Here is an 18,030-nt window from a genome sequence, read left to right as displayed (position 1 = left end):
ATGCACAAAGCCCGCCGGAGATTCGGCGGGCTTTTGTTATTTGGGGACGGATTTTGCCGGGCGCAGCGAAGCATTACCGCTTCATCCGCGCTTGCACCGCCGCCATCACATCGTCCAGCGTCGTTTCCATCACTCGCACGAGATCGTCGAGTTGCGCGCTCGGGGCGGCGGCGCGCGGCGTAATGCGCAGGGTGTGAAAGGGCATCGACGGCTCGAAGCGTCGCAATACGAGATCCGAATCGAGAAAGTCGTAAGCCGACACCGGGTGCAGCAATCCGATCCCCACGTTCTCCTTGACCATCGTGCCGATGTTGATCGAGTAGCGCGCCGTGGCGACGACCTGCTCATGCAGATGCCCGTCGGCGAACAGCTGATCCATGCCCCAGCGAATCATGTCCGTCGGCTCGTACGAGAGAATCGGCTGCCCCTTGAGATCGGCCAGTCGAATCACCTTCTTGCGCGCGAGCGCGTGACCTGCCGGTAACGCGCAGATCGCATCGAGTTTGGCAAAGGAGACGGCGTCCGTCGCGGCCACGTCGATGGTGTCGGTCACCAACCCCAGCGCCAACTGATGCGTGACGACCTGATCGCGGATCAGATCCGACGCGCCCGTCGTCAACGCGAGCTGCACACTGGGATGCAGCGCACGATACCCGGCCATCACGCGCGCGAAGAAGCCGAGACCGAACGACACGACCGACCCGACACGAATCACGGCCCGGTCGGGGTTGCGCAGATTCAGCGCGAATTCGCGGATGTTGTCGAGACCCGCATAACGGCGCTCGACTTCCTCGAACAGGGCGAACGCTTCCGCCGTCGGTTCAAGACGGCCCCGTGCACGGTCGAACAGTGTCAGGCGTGTCGAGCGTTCGAGATCGGCGACGAGACGGCTCACCGCAGACTGCGACGTGCCGAGCACCTGTGCCGCTTTGGTGGTCGTGCGCGTGAGCATCAGCGCACGAAAGGCGTCGATGTGCCGGAAATCCATCGGTTCTCCACGGAAGATTGGCGTGTGGGCAGACGTGTCGGGCCGCCGACTCAGGCGTGAGCGACGACGCGCGAACTACCGACGCGCGTCCCCTTTCCACCCGGTGCAGCCGCAGCCTTACAGCGCGAAAGCGTGGATTTTACCGCCCTTCATCACCATCGGAATTCGCTCCCCTTGCCCGAGCAGGCAGTCGAGCGACGTGAGCGGATTGCCGTCGACGATCAGCACATCGGCATGTGCGCCGGGCACGATCTCACCCAGTTGCCCCGACTGTCCGAGCACTTCGGCGCCGACGACCGTCGCACTGCGCAGGATTTCCGCGGGCGTCAGCACTTCGGCGCGCAAACGGAATTCGTCGCTTTGCAGACGCTGCGACTCGCCGAGCAGGTCCGAGCCGTATCCCATCTTCACACCGGCGTCCCGGAAGATCTCCAGCGAGCGCAGACCGGCCGCATGAACGTCGGCAATCTTCGCGACGCTGTCGTCGGGCAGGCCGAGCGACTTGCCTTCGTTGGCGAGCGCGTCATAAGTGACCAGCGTGGGCACGGCATACGCGCCTTGCTCCGCCATGAAGCGGGCGGTCGGGGCATCGACAAGATTGCCGTGTTCGATGGTGCGCACACCGCACCGCACTGCACGTTCGATGGCCGCCGCCGTGTACGCGTGCGCGAGCACATAGGTGCCCCGTGCGCGCGCCTCGGCGACGATGGCGCGGATTTCGTCTTCCGAATAGCCCCATGCACCGACGGGATCGGTCGGTGACGCCACACCGCCCGAGGCCATGATTTTGATCTGGTCCGCGCCCATTTGCAGTTCTTCGCGTACGGCGCGGCGCACTTCGTCCACGCCGTCGGCGACACGCGAGAGTGCGCCCACGCGCACGCAGCATGGGCACGGGCCGTCGGTGCCGATGTAGTCGGTGCGCGGGCGTCCGTCACCGTGTCCGCCAGTCTGACTGATCGCGCGGCCCGACACGAACAGACGCGGGCCTTCGGCCAGCCCGCTCTCGACGGCATGCTTGATGGCGTGACCGGCGCCGCCCGCATCGCGAACTGTGGTGAAGCCGCGTCTGAGCATGCCCTGCAGAATCGGCACCGATTTGAGGGTGACGAGTACGTTCGGCAGATGCGCCTGCGCCGATAGATTGAGCTGCGTGGCGTGCACGTGCACGTGCAGATCGATCAGACCCGGCATGACGGTGCGGCCGTGTGCGTCGATCTCGCGTGCGGATGTCGCCCGAATCGGCTTGTCCGAGACTTCCTTGATGCGTCCGTTCTCGATCAGCACAGCGTGATCTTCGCGAAGCTCGCCCTTGACGGGGTCCAGCAGCGCGCAGTTCGACAGCAGAATCGACTCCATGACTTCTCCTCCGGGATGTTGTTTTGCGCAGACGCTCGTGGGGCGGCGTGCGCGTTGCGTTCTCAATCGATGGTCGCGTGCGCGAGCGTGCGTGGTGTGTTCGTGAGCATCACCGGGGTGTCGCCGGTCACGACCGAGTCGTCCAGACGGAAGCCGCCCAGCCCGTAGACATAGATGCCAGGCTCGGCCGAATACACTTCGTTCGCGAGCAGTGGGCGATGGTTGAACGCCATGTCGTCCGGATACTCGTGGCCGATGATGCCCATGCCGTGACCGGTGCGATGGCGGATGTACTCGCCGCAACCGGCCTTCTCGATGACGGCCTGCGCGGCGGCGTCGATGCCGGACACGGGTTTGCCGGTGATCGCGGCCCCGACTGCGGCTTCGTTCGCCGCGCGCGCGACTTCGTAAAAGCGTGCTTGCTCGCTCGATGGTTTGCCGCAGAACCACGTGCGTTCGTTTTCGATGACGAGACCGTTCAGGCGCGGGATCACGATATTCACCATGCCGTCGCCCTCGCTGATGCGCGCGCCGCACGACGCGCCATCGCCATGCGGCGAGGCAGAGGCGGGGCCGGAGAGCGTCCAGCAGCGCATCACTTCGAGGTTCTCGCCGGGAAAGCGCTTTGCGCCTTCCGTGACCATCAACGCGGCCATCGAGTAGTCGAGTTCCTGCACCAGACGCCCGGGACGAATGTTCTCGCGATATCGGTCCTGCACCCAGTCCGCCAACTCGGCGGCCGCTCGCATGATCGCAATCTCTTCGTCGTGCTTCACCCAGCGCAGGCCGCGCATGTCCGCGAGCATCGGCACGAACTTCACGTCGGGCAGCATGGCGCCTGCACGCGCGAGCGGACCGCCTGCGGCGTCGACCCCGATACGCGATGCGGCCAGCCCAGCGGCGCGCAGCGTGTCCGCGATGAGCGCGGGCACCTCGGCAAGCAGCGGCTGACGTTGCGTGACGCGCGGATGCTCGGCGTAGAGCGTGACGCGCGCCAGATCGAGCCACAGGTGATGACGCTCGCGCGCCATCATCAGATGATGCGTCGACAGTTCGTTCATCACGGCGAACGGCTCGCCGTTGCGCGGCACGCAAACGGCGATGGGGCGCTCCCACGTCTGCACGTCGACGTGAAAGTTGGTGGCCCACTGGAAGAAGTCGGCGGCGGTGAACACGAGCGGGTCGACACGCGTACGGTCCATCAGATCGTTCATCAGCGTGCGACGGTACTGACGTGTGGCATCGGAGAGAGTCGGCATGGGGAAATCCTTGTCTGCAATCGAGAGGCGAAGTGTCAGAGACATGCGCGCAGGGCGGGGCACGGTGGCGCTGGCCTGGCGCGCATGAGCGAAGTCAGGTCATCATCGTCTTCGCGTAACGGCGGTGAATGACCCAGTGAGAGGCGATGGCGAGTGCGAACGTCACGACCATCGACACGATGGACAGGACGGCGCCGAACGGCCAGTTGTTCGCCTTGGCGATCTGGTCGTAGATCGAAGGCGTCATCATCGTGATGCCGGTGCCGCCGAGCAGCACGGGGGTGGCATACGCGTTCATGCACAGAATGAAAACGAGCATCGTGCCTGCGGCGATACCCGGTGCGGCCATCGGGAGAATCACGCGCGTGAGCGTCTGCCGGAAGGTCGCGCCGAGATTGCGCGCGGCTTCTTCGACGGAGAAGTCCATGCCTTCGAGCACGCTCTGCAACGTCAGAATCATGTAGGGCAACACGACCGCCGTGGTGCCGATAACGACCGCGAACGGCGTGTACAGCAGACGAATCGGCTGCGGCACGATACCCAGCGACACGAGCAGCGAGTTGACGAAGCCAGCGTTGCCAAGCATCACCATCCAACCGGCCGCACGCACCACGTTGCCCACCAGCAACGGAAACACCAGCAGCATGACGAGCAGGCTCTTGAAACGGCTTTGCGTGCGTGCAAGCACATAGGCGACGGGGAAGCCGAAGACGAGCGCGAGCACCGTGCACAGCGACGCGACCTTGATCGTCGTCCACAACACCGACAGGTAGTAAGGATCGGTGAAGAACTTGATGTAGTTCGCGCCGGTGAGGGCCGCCTGCATCATGTCGACGGGGTCGAACCGGTTGAAGCTGTAACGCACCAGTTGCAGGCCCGGCAGCACGATGACCAGCAGCACGACGAGCGTGGCGGGTGCCGCGAGCGAGCCGCCGGTGAATGCGCCGCGCACCGCGCGTGCGGTGGCGGCCCGGGAGGCGTCGGTGGACGGGCGGGGCGACGTCATGGCTGTGTCTGGCGTATCTGGTGTATCGGCGACGTTCACAGCCCCACCTTGAATTCCTTGTTCCAGAAGTCGAGCAACGCGGGCTTGTCGGCGGTGAAGCGCGCATAGTCGAGCTTCACCATGCGGTCGAGTTCGGCGCTCGTGAAGCCCACGCTTTGTTGCAACGACGGCGGCAGGTTCGCGTTCTTCACGGTCGGCGCGTAGCCCATCGTCTCGGCAAAACCGATCTGCGCACGCGGGTCGAGCATCGCGTCCAGGTAGTTGAAGCCGCACGGCTTGGACTGGGAGTTCTTCGGCACGGCGGCTTCGAACGTCACCGGCACCGCGCCTTCTTTCGGCACCACGTAGTCGATGGGCACGCCCGCCTTCTTCCACTGAAGCGCGCGCGCCTTCCACATGCACGTGAACCAGATGTCGCCGCTCTTAAGCGCCGAGGCCACCGCTTCGTTCGACGGATAGACCTTGGGCTGCTGCGTCTTGCGCAACTCGCGCAGGAACTGCACGCCACCGGCCATATCACCGTCTTTGTGACCGGCCGCGAGCGAACTGCTCACCACGTTGAAGTTGTAAAGAATGTCGGAGAAACCGACTTTGCCCTTGAGCTTGGGATCGAGTGCGGCGGTGAACGAATCGGGCTTCGTGCCGAGCTTTTCCGGGTTGTAGACGATCACCATCGCGCTGAAGATGTGCGGGATCGAGTACGGACGGCGCAGCGCTTCGAGCGTGTTGGCCAGATTCGGTACGAGCTTCGCGTCGACGGTCTCGAGGATCCCCGAGCGGTTGATGTCGTACATGTCGAGGTCGGCGAGACACGCCACGTCGAGCGAGCCGCGACGCGATGCCTTCTCGGCGCGCAGCTTCGTCATGCGTCCAACCTGATCGGCGGAGTCGTACGTCACCTTGCCGCCTGCGGCTTCGATGATCGGCTTGCCGATGTTCTGTTCGAGCAGGTTCAGATAGTCGCCGCCCCAGGTGCCGACCACCACGTTCGGACACGCGTCGGCGGCATACGCCGAGAGAGCATCGAGTCCGAGCGCGGGGGCGATTACCAGACCGGAAGCGGTCTTCAGGAACGTGCGGCGGTTCAGGGCGTGCGTCATGTCGTCATCCTTCTAAACGTCGGCCGTCAAGGGGCCTTGGCATGGATCGAAGCGTGCGTGGAACGTGCGTGGAATGTGCGTAGGTGATGGCTTGGGTTGCAAATCAGGCGTTGAAAAACAGACAGTCGGCGCTCGCGAAGCACGCCTTGAGCGCGCTGCCGGGCGTGTAAAGACGGGCGTCGTCGCGCGCCGTATTCGGCACGTGTGCCACGAGCATTTCGCCTTGCGGGCTCTTGAGCCGAAGCTCCAGCGTCGAGCCGAGATAGATCGTCTGATCGACGGTCACGGGCAGAGCGGTTTCGTGTTGCGCCGGTGCGTCGGTCAGGCGCAGGCGTTCGGGGCGGATGCCCAGCGTCTTCGCGTCGGGTGTCGCGCCCGCCAGCGCAAGGCGCTCGCCCTTGGCGGTGACGAACTGGCCCGCGTCCATCTGCCCGGCGAGGAAATTCATCTTGCCGAGGAAGTTGGCGACGAAGGGATTCGCCGGACGTTCGTACAGCGCGTCGGCCGTGCCGATCTGCTGCACGCAGCCGTCATGCATCACCGCCAGACGGTCGGCAATCGCAAGCGCTTCTTCCTGATCGTGCGTGACGAAGATCGTGGTAAGGCCAAGACGGCGTTGCAGCGCGCGGATTTCTTCGCGCACTTCGGTGCGCAGCTTCGCGTCGAGGTTCGAGAGCGGTTCGTCGAGCAGGAAGACGTCGGGGCGAATGGCGAGCGCGCGGGCGATGGCCACACGCTGCTGCTGACCGCCCGAGAGCTGACGCGGATAGCGCTCGGCGAGCGACGTGAGCCGCACCATGTCGAGCGCTTCGCGAATGCGAGTGGCGCGGTCTGCGGCGGACACACGTCGCATCTCCAGCCCGAACGCCACGTTTTCGGCGACCGTCATGTGCGGGAACAGCGCGTAGCGCTGAAACACCATGCCGGTGTTGCGACGGTGCGGCGGCAGACGCGACACCTCCTTCCCGCCGATCCAGATTTCACCGGCCGTCGGCTCGACGAAGCCCGCGACCATGCGCAGCGTGGTGGTCTTGCCGCAGCCGCTGGGGCCGAGGAAGGCCACGAGTTCACCTTCGGCAATGTCGAGGGAGAAGTCGGCGACGGCAGCGGCGTTGCCGTACTGCTTGCGCAGCGAGCGAAGCGAAACGTTGGCCATGTCAGATCACCTGGCTGAGTTTGACGAAGCGATCGGTGATCAGCATGACGATGCCGAGCAGCACGATCTGCGCCGCAGACACGGCGGCAATCGTCGGATCGAGGTTGAATTCGAGGTATTGCATGATCGCGATGGGCAGCGTGGTCTTTCCCGGCCCCACGAGCGGCAGCGTGAGTTCGAGGTTCTCGAACGACACGATGAAGCTGAACAGCACGGCCGCGACGATGGCGGGGCGCAGCATCGGCAAGGTCACGCGCCAGAGCGTGCGCCACGGGCCCGCGCCGAGGTTGCGCGCGGCTTCTTCGATGGTGCCGTCGATCTGCGCGAGGCTTGCGCCTACGAGCCGCATCGTCCAGGGAATGGTCAGGCAGATGTGGGCGATCACGAGACCGCCGAACGTGCCGACGATGTCCATGTCGAGCGCGTTCTCCGCACGCAGATAGAACAGATAGGTGGCAATGCCTGCGACGATGCCCGGCACGACGAGCGGCAAGAGCAGAACGTTGCCCAGCGTGCGACGCCCGGGGAAGCGGTAGCGGGCGAGCGCGAGCGATGCGGCCACGCCAAGGATGACGCCGCCGATGGCCGCGCACGCGGCGAGTTGCAGGGAGAGCAGGAACCCGTTGGCAAACGCCGCATTGCGCCACGCGCTGACGTACCACGACACGGTATAGCCGCTCGGCGGGAACGTGATGATCGCGTCTTTGAAGAAGCTCAGCCAGACGACGAAGATCAGCGGGCTCAGCATGAACAGGTAGATCAGCGCGATCCCCGCACGCACCGCCCATTGGGTCAGCGGCACGCGCCTCGGGCTGCCTGTCGGTACGCTCGGTAAGCTCGGCAGTCTCGGCACATCGCCCGTCACCCCACTCGGCTCCATCGAAGTCTGCGTCATTGGCACCCTTCCCGGTATCGTGGATTCGATGCAAATTTGCATTGCTCGAAACGTTGATATGCAAATTAGCATATCAAAATCGACATGCAAACCGGTAAGCTGTCAGGGTTTCAACGGATGCGGAGGGGCGATGAACGCGGGGGATTGCGCAGGACAGAGATACGCTTCGCGACGACGGCCAGCGAAGCGTCTGGGCCGAGGCGGTCAGTCGCCCCAGAGCGTGCGCACGGTCGCGAGGGCGCGTTGCGGTGCGTCGGCGGCGGTGCAGTCGACGATGTGACGCTCGGGCATGGAGCGCAACCATGTGAGCTGACGTTTGCACAACTGCCGCGTGGCGAAGACACCCTTGTCGCGCATGGTGTCGTAGTCGGTCTCGCCGTCGAGGTACTCCCACACCTGACGGTAGCCGACGCAGCGCATCGACGGCAGCCCCGGATCGAGGTCGCCGCGCGCGCGCAAGCGTTCGACTTCTTCGACGAAGCCCGCCGCGAGCATCGACCGGAAACGCTCAGCGATGCGCGCGTGTAACACCGAGCGGTCGCCCGGCTCCAGCGCCACCGGCACGAACGCATGCGGCGACGCGGTGTCCGGCGTTTGTTCGGCAAGCCACTGTGACATCGGTTTGCCCGACAACGCGAAGATTTCCAACGCACGCTGAACGCGCTGCGCGTCGTTCGGCGCGAGGCGTGCGGCCGTCACCGGATCGACGCTCGCGAGCCGTGCATGCATCGCTGGCCATCCCTCGCGCGCGGCGTCTTCATCGAGTTTCGCACGCACATCGGCGTCGGCCGAGGGCAATGGCGAGAGGCCTTGCGTGAGCGCTTTGTAGTACAGCATCGTGCCGCCCACAAGCAGCGGGCGACGCCCGCGTGCGGTGATTTCGTCGACGAGGCGCAGCGTGTCTTCGCGGAACTGCGCGGCCGAGTAGGCATCACGCGGATCGATGATGTCGATCAGGTGATGCGGCACGGCGGCGAGTTCGTCGGCGCTCGGCTTGGCCGTGCCGATATCCATCTCGCGATAGACGAGTGCGGAATCGACGCTGATGATCTCCAGCGGGGTGTCCTGCGCGAGCGCCAGCGCGGCAGCGGTCTTGCCGGAAGCCGTCGGGCCCAGCAAGCAGACGATCGGAGTGTTTGCCTTCATGAACCGCTCAACGTCCGCGCATGAACAATTTGTCGAGGTCGCCGAGCGTGAGCTGGTACCAGGTGGGACGTCCGTGATTGCACTGGTCGGCACGCTCGGTCGCTTCCATCTGACGAAGCAACGCGTTCATTTCCTCGTGCGTGAGACGCCGGTTTGCGCGCACCGCCGTGTGACAGGCGAGCGTGCCCAGCAACTCGTGCTGACGCTCGGTGAGCACGCGCGAGCCGCCGTACTGACGCAGATCGGCGAGCACCGCGCGGGCCAGCGCCTGCGCGTCAGCACCGTCGAGCAGCGCAGGGATGGCGCGCACGGCGAGCGTCGTCGGGGACATGGCGGCGAGGTCGAAGCCAAGGGCTGTGAGCGTCTCCTGATGCTCCTCTGTCGTGCCGATTTCCACCGGGTCGGCGAAGAACGTCACCGGAATGAGCAGCGGCTGCACGGGGACGCTGCGCTCGACCAGCGCCTGCTTGAAGCGCTCGTACAGAATGCGCTCGTGCGCGGCGTGCATGTCCACCAGCACGAGGCCGTAAGCGTTTTGCGCGAGGATGTAGATGCCGTGCAACTGGCCCAGGGCGAAGCCGAGCGGCTGTTCGAGCTGCATGGCGGCTGCGGCGTCGGCGACGGTGTTGCCGCCGGAGGCCGACAGTGCGTCGGCAAGGCCGCCAGTGAGTGCTGCGCCGTCCGTCGTCCCCAAACCACCTGCGCTACCGTAAGCCGGTGACGGTGCATCCGTCACGCCCGGCTGACCGTACGGACGTGCTGCGGGCGGCGCTGTGCGTCCGAAAAGATTGTCGTAGACGGACATCGGCTGAGGCACTGGCAGCGAGCCTTGCTGCGCGCGCGCGTTCCAGCTGCTGCCGCCCGGCGTGCCGAAGCCGCCCGCCGGACGTGCGCCGAACCCACCGCCCACGCCACCACCGAGACCGTTCAATCCCCCTGCCGCACCCGGACCGGCGGCGAGACCGCCACCTTCGGTCAGATGTGCCGAGTGCGTCGCGCCACCGCTGCCCGCCGCCCGCGCGAGCGCACGTTGCACCGCGTGGAACACGAACTGGTGGACACTGCGGGCATCGCGAAACCGGACTTCGATCTTCGACGGGTGAACGTTGACGTCCACCAACTGCGGCGGCAGTTCGAAGTACAGCACGTACGCCGGATAGCGATCGCCGTGCAACACGTCTTCATAGGCGGCGCGCACGGCGTGCGTGAGCAGTTTGTCGCGCACGAAACGGCCGTTCACAAAGAAAAATTGCTGGTCGGCGCGGCCACGGCTGGCGGTGGGCAGGCCGACGAAGCCCGACAGACGCAATTCCGCCGCGCCTTCATCCAGCGCGAGGTGGGCGTCGGCGAAGTCGTTGCCCAGCACGCGCGAGACCCGCGTGGCGGCGTCCGACGCGTTCCAGTGCTCCACGGCGCGGTTGTTGTGCAGGATGGAGAAACCGACGTCCGGGCGCGCAAGGGCGCTGCGGCGGATCACGTCCATGCAATGACCGAACTCGGTTTGTTCGGTCTTCAGGAATTTGCGGCGCGCGGGCGTGTTGAAGTAAAGGTCGCGAACGTCAACTGTCGTGCCGACCGGACCGGCCGCCGGGGTGAGGGCCCCGGTGTTGCCGTCGATGGCGGTTGCGTGCGGCGCGTCGATCTGACGGCTGGAGAGCGTGAGCTGCGCCACCGAGGCGATGGAGGCCAGCGCTTCTCCCCGGAATCCGAGCGTGAGCACCGACTCTAGTTCGTCTAGCGTGCGAATCTTGCTCGTCGCGTGGCGGGTCAGCGCCAGCGGGAGTTGCTCGGCGGACATGCCGCCGCCGTCGTCGGTAATGGCGATGCGGCGCACGCCGCCTTCTTCGAGTTTGACCTGGAGCGCACGGGCCCCCGCGTCGAGGGCGTTCTCCAGCAGTTCCTTGACCACTGACGCCGGACGCTCGACCACCTCGCCCGCGGCGATCTGGCTGATGAGCTGATCGGGCAGCACGCGGATGGCGCGCGCGGGCGCGAGGCCCGCTGGCATTGGGCCGGGACGGCGTTCCGGGGTGTCGGAGGAAGCGCTGCCGGGCGCGTTGGCGGCAGGGTCTTGCGCTTCAGGGGCGGGGGTCGGGGTGGCAGACATGGGAACCATTATAAAGGCTGCTCTCAAAGACATAGGCCGGGCGCCGTTTCGCCGTGTGACACGTGATTTAATGCCTCCCTGGGCGCCCCATCGGTGCGTTTTTTGTCATTTTTCCGTCTTTAATTGGCAACTAATTCGACTGTGGGATGCTGGTATGATGCGACTCGTCGCGCGCCCGCAGGGACGGGCCGGCGTCCTTTATCTTGAGGAATCGACTTGGATACTTTGGTGCAATTGCTGGAGATGGTGCTCCATATCGATAAACATCTTGGGGTGTTTATCGATCAGTACGGAAATTGGGTGTACCTGTTCCTGTTCATGATCGTATTCGTGGAAACGGGGCTGGTGCTGTTCCCGTTCCTGCCGGGCGATTCCCTGCTGTTCATCGGTGGCGCTTTCGCAGCCACCGGGGCCATGGATCCGTGGCTGCTCGGCGTGCTGCTGTTCATCGCTGCGGTGACGGGCAACACGCTCAACTACTGGATCGGTTCGAAGATCGGGCCGCGCGTATACGAGAAGAACTGGCGTTTTCTCGATCGCGACGCGCTGCGCAAGACGCACGACTTCTACGAACACCACGGCGGCAAGACTATCGTGATGGCGCGTTTCGTGCCGGTCGTGCGCACGTTCGCCCCGTTCGTGGCCGGCGTCTCGGCCATGCCGTGGACGCGCTTCCAGCTTTATAACGTGCTGGGGGCAGCGATCTGGGTGGTGCTGCTCGTGGGGGGCGGCTACCTGTTTGGCAACCTGCCGCTGGTCAAGCAGTACCTGAACGTGATCGTGCTGGTCGGTATCTCGGCTGCGGTTGTGCCCATCGCGCTCGGCGCAGTGTGGAAGTTGTTCACGCGCGGTCGCCGTAGCAATACGGCGCAAGGGCAGAGCAAGTAAGCCAGTCGATTTGCCAGGAAGCGGCGGACGTTCGTCACTCCCCGAAGCAATCCGAGTCAGTAAAAAAATGGCGCGTCCGGTTTCGGACGCGCCATTTTTTGTTGGGGCGCAGAGGCTTCGCGTGCTCAGGCCGTGCGGTTCTTCGCGATGGGCGGATTCTTCGAGAAGTAGGTCCGGATCCCCTTGAGCAGCGCGTTTGCGAGCCGTTCCTGATAGGCCGGATCGTTCAGATACTGCTCTTCCTTGGGGTTGCTGATGAAGGCCGTCTCGACCAGCACCGACGGAATATCCGGTGCCTTGAGCACAGCAAACGACGCCTGTTCGACGTTCTTGCTGTGCAGACGATCGGCCACGGTGCCGATCTCGGCGAGCAACGCGGTGCCGAACACCTTGCTGTCGCGGATCTGCGCCGTGGTCGACATATCGAGCAGCGCGTGCGCCACCGTCCGGTCGTTGGTCTTGATGTTGACGCCCCCGATCAGATCCGAGGCGTTCTGCGTCTTCTCGAGCAGCCGGGCGGTCGCGCTCGTCGCGCCCCGTTCCGACAGCGCGAACACGGAAGCCCCGTTGGCGGAGGGCGACGTGAAGGCATCGGCGTGAATCGACATGAAGAGATCGGCATCCACACGACGTGCTTTCTGCACGCGCACGCCGAGCGGCACGAAGAAGTCGGCGTCGCGCGTCATCATGGCGCGCATGTTCGGTTGCGCGTTGATCTTGTCGCGCAACCGTTTGGCAATCTGCAAGACCACGACCTTTTCATACGTGCCGCTGCTGCCGATCGCCCCGGGGTCTTCCCCGCCATGGCCGGGATCGAGGGCGATGGTGAGCAGCCGCGCCGTCTTCTGAGCGCGCGGTGGCGGTGGCAGATCGTCGGTGTCGTCGTCGTTGCGCTGAGCGAGCGGCGGTGTCTTGTCCGGGGTGGCAGGCGTAGCGGGCGTGGGGCCGGGGCGTGCCGGACGCGGCATCTGACCTTGCTGCGCATACCGCTGGAAGAACGCTTCGCTCTCTTCGGTGCTTGGGGTGCTGGCATTGCCCGAGGTCTGCGGCGGATGCGAATTCTGCGCAAGCGCCTGCGCCTTGTTGGCGGTTTGCGCGAGCAGCTCCATGAGCGGATCGGGCTCGACGGCCGGGTACAGATCGAACACGGTGCGGTACTTGTAGCCCGCCACCGGCGGCAGCGTGAACGACTGCGGCTTCACACCCGCCTTCAGATCGAAGACCATGCGCATGACACCGGGTTTGAACTGCCCCACGCGTACCTGGGCGATCTGCGGATCGTTCGGCTGGATCTTGGCGACGAGGTCGCGCAGCGCCGGACTCAGATCGACTTCGTCGAGATCGATGACGAAGCGGTTCGGACTTTCCATCAGTTGCTGCTGGAATTTGACCGGGTTGTCGGTCTCCAGCGTGACACGTGTGTAGTCCCTCGCAGGCCAGACGCGCACGGCCACGATGGCGTTGGCGAACGCGAAGCGGGGGCCGGTGAGGGCGAGAATCAGGGTCGAAGCGCCTGCGCGCAAAGCGCGGCGGCGGCCGGCGTTGGGCGATGAGGCGTCGTCGGTACGGGCGAAGCGTTTGATCAGCATGAGTTCAGGCAAGCAAGACCGGCCGGCGTGTAGGCGCTCGTCGTGAGACGGCGGGCGTCGCCAACTGGTTCCAGCCAAAGGCGCAAATCAGGGGTGCCAAGGAGTCCTTCGGCTTTTTCCGGCCACTCGACCAGGCACAGGGCGTCGCCTGCAAAATGCTCGCGAAAGCCCGTGTCGTGCCATTCGGCCGGATCGGCAAAGCGGTACAGATCGAAATGATAGACCGGCAACACGCCTTGTGGTGTGTCGATGTTGTATGGTTCACACAACGCGTAGGTGGGGCTTTTGACGCGTCCGGCGTGGCCCAGCGCGCGCAACAGCGCGCGTACGAAGGTGGTTTTGCCCGCGCCGAGGTCACCCGAGAGTTGCACGTGCAGGCCCGCATGCGCGGCGTCGGTATGCGCCATGCGCTCAACGACAGCGCGTGCGAACGCCGCGCCGAAGGCCTCGGTGGCGGCTTCGTCCGGCAGCGCGAAGATGCGTTCGCCCAGTGGCGGCGGCGCAGAGGAGTCGGGCATGGCGGGCATTGCGTAAAATGGAGTCGATGAAAGCTTCCGTGATTTTCCCCGCTACCGCCGCACAAGTCGAGCCATCGGCACCTCCGAATTCGCAGGAAGTGTCGCCCTCGCGCGACATTGCGACGCCGTCGGCCGCCGCTTCGACCCTCGATCAGCAGGGTCTGGCCTCGCTTGCGATGCAAATCCGCGTGTGGGCGCGCGAGCTTGGCTTCGCTCACGTGGGCATCACGGACATCGACCTCTCGCATGCCGAAGCCGGTCTGCAACAGTGGCTCGACGACGGCTGTCATGGCGACATGGACTACATGGCGGCTCATGGGATGAAGCGCGCACGGCCCGCTGAACTGGTGCCCGGCACGGTGCGTGTGATCAGCGCCCGAATGAACTATCTCCCCAGCGACACCGATCTCGCGCAGTGGCGCAAGCGCGAAATGGCGCGCGCCGACATGCCGGGCGAAGCCGTCGTGTCGATCTATGCCCGCGGACGCGACTATCACAAGGTGGTGCGCAATCGTCTGCAACAACTGGCGGATCGCATCACGCAGGCCATCGGGCCGTTCGGCTATCGCGCGTTCACTGATTCCGCGCCGGTGCTGGAGGTCGAACTCGCGCAGAAGGCGGGGCTCGGCTGGCGCGGCAAACACACGTTATTGCTCTCGCGCGACGCGGGCTCGCTGTTCTTCCTCGGCGAAATCTTCGTCGATGTGCCACTGCCGGTCGATGGTGACGATAGTGACGATAGGCACGACGGGCATGAAGACGGCAGCGGCCATGACGGCGTCCACCCGAATACCGGCATGGACCGCGGCGAGCACTGCGGCCAGTGCCGTCGCTGCCTCGACGTCTGCCCGACGGGCGCGATCACCGAAGCGTTTCGCGTCGATGCACGTTTGTGCGTGTCGTATCTGACCATCGAACACAAGGGCGCAATCCCCGAGCCGCTGCGTGCCCGGATGGGCAACCGTATTTACGGGTGCGACGACTGCCAGCTTTACTGTCCGTGGAACAAGTTTGCGCAGCCGTCGCCGCTGCCCGATTTCGCCCCTCGCAACAAGCTCGACAGCGCGTCGCTCGTCGAACTGTTCGCGTGGACCGAAACGGAATTCATGGACCGGCTCGCGGGCAGTCCGATTCGTCGCATCGGTCACGAGCGATGGCTGCGCAATCTCGCCGTCGGCCTGGGCAATGCGCTGCGCGAGACGCCCGATGCCGATGCCCGCCTTCCCATGCGCGATGCGTTGCTTGCGCGTCGCGATCATCCCTCCGCGCTGGTGCGCGAACACGTCGAGTGGGCGCTTGCCCAGGAAGGAGTTCCGGTTTGAGCCTGTCTGAGCGCACGCAAGTTTCCGAGCCGATGCTCACGCGCAGCACGTCGCTCATCGACCAGTTCTGCGACACGATCTGGCTCGAAGACGGCCTGTCGCGCAACACGCTCGACGCCTATCGTCGCGATCTGCGTCTGTTCGCGCAGTGGCTGGCGGACGAAGCGAAGGCACCGGACGCAGCAAATGGCGCGGATAAATTGCACGAGACCCCGCACGACACCCCGCACCACACCCTGCCCGCAATGTCCCTCGACATCGTGGATGAGGCGGCGCTCTCGGCCTATCTCGCGTGGCGTCGCGAGAGTCTGGCGAGCAGCGTGAACCGGCGTCTGTCCGTCTTCAAGCGTTTCTATCAGTGGGCGCTGCGCGAGCACCTCGTACAGCAGGACCCGTGTTTGCGGATTGCGTCGGCCAAACGGGCGCAGCGTCTGCCGTCGACCTTGTCGGAGGCGCAGGTCGAGGCGCTGCTCGCCGCGCCGGATCTCACACAACCGCTCGGCTTGCGCGACCGCGCCATGCTGGAACTGATGTATGCGAGTGGCCTGCGCGTGTCAGAACTGGTCGCGCTCAAGACCATCGAAGTGGGCCTTAACGAAGGCGTGCTGCGGATCTTCGGCAAGGGCGCGAAGGAGCGACTGGTGCCGTTCGGCGAAGAGGCGAACGGTTGGCTCACGCGATATCTGGCGCAGAGTCGAGGGTTGTTGCTCGCGGGTCGCGCCTGCGACACCCTGTTCGTGACGCAGCGTGGCGAGGGGATGACGCGTCAGGCATTCTGGTATCTGATCAAGCGGTACGCGCTGCAAGCCGACATTCGCGCGCCGCTCTCACCGCACACGCTGCGGCATGCGTTCGCGACGCATCTGATCAACCACGGCGCCGATCTGCGCGTGGTGCAGTTGTTGCTCGGCCACGCGGACATCTCGACTACGCAGATCTACACGCACGTGGCGCGCGAACGCCTCAAGTCGCTGCACGCTCAGCATCACCCACGCGGGTGACGGCCGCGAGCGCGTCGCGCAAGGTCAGAGCATTGCCCTGAGCTTGTGCTTGAGCACCTTGCCGGTCGATGCGGCGGGCAGGGCGTCCAGTACCCGAATCTGCGCGGGACGCTTGTATGGCGCGAGTCGCTGTGCGGCCCATTGCGCCAACGTTTCGACGTCGATCTCATGGCCCGGACGCGCCTCCACGAACGCCACGACCTGCTCGTTACCCTCGTCCGCGTCGTGTGCATCGGCGGGTCGCCCGAGCACCGCGACCTGAAGCACGTCAGGATGACTCGCCAGCGCTTGCTCGACTTCGATCGGATAAACGTTAAAGCCCGAATGGATGATGAGTTCCTTCGCGCGTCCGGCGAGAAACAATGCGCCGTCCGCGGCACGCCGGGCGAGATCGCCGGTGCGCAGCCAGCCGTCTTCGGTGACGGTCGCGGCCGTCAGTTCCGGCGCGCGGTAGTAACCGAGCATGACGTTCGGTCCGCGCACCCACAATTCGCCGACCTCGCCCTCGATCACATCCTTGCCGTCGAGTCCCACGATCCGCACCGCGACGCCCGGAATGACGTGGCCGACGGAGCAGTCTTCGCGGGGTGCGTCGAGCAAGGTCTGGGAGACGGTCGGGCTGCTCTCGGTCAGTCCATAGCCGTTGTGGATGGGCAGGCCGTAGAACGCTTCGACACGCGCCTTGAGCGCAGCGTCGAGCGGTGACCCGCCGGAGTAGACGAAGCGCAGACGCGGGGCAACGAGCGTCGCACCAGGCGGGGCGCCCTGCGACGTCACATACGCCATCAGGCGCGCATGCATGGCGGGCACGCCTTGCAGAATCGTCAGTCCGTCGTGCGCGAGTGAGTCCAGCGCCGCCTCGGGGGTGAAGCGCGCGGCGAGGCGCAACGTGCCGCCCGCGTACAACGTCCCGAGACACACGGATGTCAATCCGTAGACGTGCGAGATCGGCAGCACGCCATAGGCGATGTCGTCCGCACCGACCCGTCGCAACGTGCTCGACACGGCCGCAATGAACATCAGATTGCGATGCGACAGCCGCACGCCCTTGGGCGCGCCGGTCGTGCCCGTCGTGTAAATCAGCGCCGCGCACTGTTCGGACGGGTCGCTTTGCACCGGCTCGGCCACGCTCGCGGGATCGACGTCGGACACCGCCAGCGCGCCCAGCGCCAGTTCGGTCCAGGCGACCTTGGCGGCATCGGTGCGCGCGTGTGCGGCAGCGTCCGGAGAGGCGTCTATGGCGTAGACGGCACAGCGTGGTTGCGCGTGCTCGCGAATTACCCGTAACTCGGCGGCAGAGAGGCGGGCGTTGCAGAGCAGCGGCCATGCGTCGAGCGACGCTACGGCGAGCAGCAGCACCACATACGCGATGCCGTTCTCGCCGACGAGCATCACGCGGTCGCCCCCTCTGACGCCATGCTCGCGCAAGCGCGTTGCACACATGCTCACGGCATGCGTCAGTTCACCGTACGTCATTCGGCCGAAGTCGTCGATCAGTGCGATGCGCGACGGCGTTTGCGTGGCGATGCGCGCTGGCAGGCTATCGATGCGGGCGGGCAAGTCGGCGAGGAACGCGCTCAATGACGCTGCCGGGGACGCCGCGCCGGCGTCGGTCGGCAACGGAAGCTGGGGCGATAAATGTGAGGCAGGCATGGCGGCATTGTAATGCCCGATGAAGCGATTGCTTACAATCCGT

15 protein-coding genes are annotated in these 18,030 nt (G+C 65.2%); 3 read left to right on the top strand and 12 right to left on the bottom strand.

The window, feature by feature from the left end:
• Nucleotides 1–73 precede the first annotated feature (73 nt).
• The 9 genes from MB84_RS19740 to mutL form a co-directional block, all read right to left on the bottom strand.
• Complete coding sequence (locus MB84_RS19740) at nucleotides 74–988, bottom strand: LysR substrate-binding domain-containing protein (RefSeq protein ID WP_046292996.1); 915 nt, start codon at nucleotides 986–988, stop codon at nucleotides 74–76.
• A gap of 117 nt (nucleotides 989–1,105) precedes the next feature.
• Nucleotides 1,106–2,347 (bottom strand): metal-dependent hydrolase family protein, encoded by a 1,242-nt coding sequence (locus tag MB84_RS19735; RefSeq protein WP_046292995.1) that lies wholly within the window; start codon nucleotides 2,345–2,347, stop codon nucleotides 1,106–1,108.
• 62 nt (nucleotides 2,348–2,409) lie between these two features.
• A complete protein-coding gene (locus tag MB84_RS19730) occupies nucleotides 2,410–3,606 on the bottom strand; it encodes a M24 family metallopeptidase (RefSeq protein ID WP_046292994.1) in 1,197 nt (398 codons plus the stop codon).
• 94 nt (nucleotides 3,607–3,700) lie between these two features.
• Nucleotides 3,701–4,612: an ABC transporter permease gene (locus MB84_RS19725; RefSeq protein WP_245725419.1), complete on the bottom strand. Its 912-nt coding sequence runs from the start codon at nucleotides 4,610–4,612 to the stop codon at nucleotides 3,701–3,703.
• A 35-nt stretch (nucleotides 4,613–4,647) separates the two neighbouring features.
• Nucleotides 4,648–5,712 carry an extracellular solute-binding protein gene (locus tag MB84_RS19720; protein WP_046292993.1) on the bottom strand — a complete coding sequence of 355 codons (1,065 nt, stop codon included), beginning with the start codon at nucleotides 5,710–5,712 and terminating at the stop codon, nucleotides 4,648–4,650.
• A gap of 103 nt (nucleotides 5,713–5,815) precedes the next feature.
• A complete protein-coding gene (locus MB84_RS19715) occupies nucleotides 5,816–6,868 on the bottom strand; it encodes an ABC transporter ATP-binding protein (protein ID WP_046292992.1) in 1,053 nt (350 codons plus the stop codon).
• 1 nt (nucleotide 6,869) lies between these two features.
• Entirely contained in the window at nucleotides 6,870–7,763 is an 894-nt protein-coding gene (locus MB84_RS19710) for an ABC transporter permease (RefSeq protein WP_046292991.1), read from the bottom strand.
• 204 nt (nucleotides 7,764–7,967) lie between these two features.
• A complete protein-coding gene (gene miaA / locus MB84_RS19705; RefSeq protein ID WP_046292990.1) occupies nucleotides 7,968–8,909 on the bottom strand; it encodes a tRNA (adenosine(37)-N6)-dimethylallyltransferase MiaA in 942 nt (313 codons plus the stop codon).
• Between the two features lie 7 nt (nucleotides 8,910–8,916).
• Complete coding sequence (mutL, locus tag MB84_RS19700) at nucleotides 8,917–11,016, bottom strand: DNA mismatch repair endonuclease MutL (RefSeq protein WP_084009884.1); 2,100 nt, start codon at nucleotides 11,014–11,016, stop codon at nucleotides 8,917–8,919.
• 216 nt (nucleotides 11,017–11,232) lie between these two features.
• Here mutL and MB84_RS19695 point away from each other — a divergent pair, with 216 nt between their 5' ends.
• Nucleotides 11,233–11,904 carry a VTT domain-containing protein gene (locus MB84_RS19695; protein WP_046292988.1) on the top strand — a complete coding sequence of 224 codons (672 nt, stop codon included), beginning with the start codon at nucleotides 11,233–11,235 and terminating at the stop codon, nucleotides 11,902–11,904.
• Nucleotides 11,905–12,029: 125 nt separating this feature from the next.
• Here MB84_RS19695 and MB84_RS19690 read toward each other — a convergent pair whose 3' ends face one another.
• A complete protein-coding gene (locus MB84_RS19690) occupies nucleotides 12,030–13,505 on the bottom strand; it encodes an N-acetylmuramoyl-L-alanine amidase (protein WP_157122794.1) in 1,476 nt (491 codons plus the stop codon).
• Nucleotides 13,487–14,020, bottom strand: a complete 534-nt coding sequence (gene tsaE / locus MB84_RS19685; protein WP_157122793.1) for a tRNA (adenosine(37)-N6)-threonylcarbamoyltransferase complex ATPase subunit type 1 TsaE — start codon at nucleotides 14,018–14,020, stop codon at nucleotides 13,487–13,489. Before tsaE ends, MB84_RS19690 begins: the two co-directional genes overlap by 19 nt.
• Before the next feature lie 167 nt (nucleotides 14,021–14,187).
• Between tsaE and queG the strand changes: the two genes are divergently transcribed.
• Both queG and xerD read left to right on the top strand, forming a co-directional pair.
• Nucleotides 14,188–15,333 (top strand): tRNA epoxyqueuosine(34) reductase QueG, encoded by a 1,146-nt coding sequence (queG, locus tag MB84_RS19680; protein ID WP_245725578.1) that lies wholly within the window; start codon nucleotides 14,188–14,190, stop codon nucleotides 15,331–15,333.
• A gap of 32 nt (nucleotides 15,334–15,365) precedes the next feature.
• Entirely contained in the window at nucleotides 15,366–16,334 is a 969-nt protein-coding gene (gene xerD / locus MB84_RS19675; protein ID WP_046292986.1) for a site-specific tyrosine recombinase XerD, read from the top strand.
• Between the two features lie 24 nt (nucleotides 16,335–16,358).
• Here the strand turns inward: xerD and MB84_RS19670 are convergent, their stop codons facing one another.
• Entirely contained in the window at nucleotides 16,359–17,987 is a 1,629-nt protein-coding gene (locus tag MB84_RS19670) for a class I adenylate-forming enzyme family protein (protein WP_046292985.1), read from the bottom strand.
• Nucleotides 17,988–18,030: the final 43 nt, after the last annotated feature.

It is taken from the genome of Pandoraea oxalativorans, from assembly GCF_000972785.3.
GTDB lineage: Bacteria > Pseudomonadota > Gammaproteobacteria > Burkholderiales > Burkholderiaceae > Pandoraea > Pandoraea oxalativorans.
This window is presented reverse-complemented; position numbering and strand designations above follow the sequence as displayed.

Bases quoted from the DNA above. Each gene is read 5' to 3' on its own strand.
- MB84_RS19720 (WP_046292993.1), bottom strand. From the start codon at position 5,712: ATGACGCACGCCCTGAACCGCCGCACGTTCCTGAAGACCGCTTCCGGT.
- MB84_RS19715 (WP_046292992.1), bottom strand. From the start codon at position 6,868: ATGGCCAACGTTTCGCTTCGCTCGCTGCGCAAGCAGTACGGCAACGCC.
- mutL (WP_084009884.1), bottom strand. From the start codon at position 11,016: ATGTCTGCCACCCCGACCCCCGCCCCTGAAGCGCAAGACCCTGCCGCC.
- MB84_RS19730 (WP_046292994.1), bottom strand. From the start codon at position 3,606: ATGCCGACTCTCTCCGATGCCACACGTCAGTACCGTCGCACGCTGATG.
- xerD (WP_046292986.1), top strand. From the start codon at position 15,366: ATGCTCACGCGCAGCACGTCGCTCATCGACCAGTTCTGCGACACGATC.
- MB84_RS19725 (WP_245725419.1), bottom strand. From the start codon at position 4,612: ATGACGTCGCCCCGCCCGTCCACCGACGCCTCCCGGGCCGCCACCGCA.
- MB84_RS19740 (WP_046292996.1), bottom strand. From the start codon at position 988: ATGGATTTCCGGCACATCGACGCCTTTCGTGCGCTGATGCTCACGCGC.
- MB84_RS19710 (WP_046292991.1), bottom strand. From the start codon at position 7,763: ATGACGCAGACTTCGATGGAGCCGAGTGGGGTGACGGGCGATGTGCCG.
- MB84_RS19735 (WP_046292995.1), bottom strand. From the start codon at position 2,347: ATGGAGTCGATTCTGCTGTCGAACTGCGCGCTGCTGGACCCCGTCAAG.
- MB84_RS19670 (WP_046292985.1), bottom strand. From the start codon at position 17,987: ATGCCTGCCTCACATTTATCGCCCCAGCTTCCGTTGCCGACCGACGCC.
- queG (WP_245725578.1), top strand. From the start codon at position 14,188: ATGCAAATCCGCGTGTGGGCGCGCGAGCTTGGCTTCGCTCACGTGGGC.
- miaA (WP_046292990.1), bottom strand. From the start codon at position 8,909: ATGAAGGCAAACACTCCGATCGTCTGCTTGCTGGGCCCGACGGCTTCC.
- tsaE (WP_157122793.1), bottom strand. From the start codon at position 14,020: ATGCCCGCCATGCCCGACTCCTCTGCGCCGCCGCCACTGGGCGAACGC.